Source organism: Pseudoalteromonas sp. S4492, assembly GCF_005886115.1.
Classification (GTDB): Bacteria; Pseudomonadota; Gammaproteobacteria; order Enterobacterales; family Alteromonadaceae; genus Pseudoalteromonas; species Pseudoalteromonas gelatinilytica.
In genome coordinates this window covers 1-353 of sequence record NZ_PNCP01000274.1, presented here as the reverse complement: position 1 = coordinate 353, position 353 = coordinate 1, and the positions used below count along the sequence as shown (strand labels likewise).

The window sequence follows — 353 nt, the reverse complement described above, 5'->3', positions numbered from 1 at the left end:
GATGACATCAGCTTTTGGGAAGTGAACATCAACCAGCTGTTTGATCTGGTGAGCCCAGTCGCAGGCAGCCCGGCTATCTGTCACCTCGATATGTCGCCAACCTTCCAGTGGCGCAAAAAATATGAAGAGAGAACTCACACCATTGCGTTCATACTCATTGTCATATTTTAGAGGTTGACCAGGCTTCATAGGGATTGGAGTTCTGATCTCCAAAGTATGCTGCTTACTGCTCTCATCCATACAGATCAGTGGTCGATTCGGATCATGTGGTTGTTGATAAACATCCAAAACACGCTCCATAGCACAAACAAATTCTGCGTTCGCCTTTCTGGGAATGCACCACTCCTTTTTCT

Annotated in this window: 1 pseudogene; it reads right to left on the bottom strand. The window is 46.2% G+C overall.

Annotation, left to right across the window (positions count from 1 at the left end):
* Window positions 1-288 (bottom strand): annotated as a pseudogene (locus tag CWC28_RS21565) (IS630 family transposase); the annotation flags it as partial.
* Window positions 289-353 lie beyond the last annotated feature (65 nt).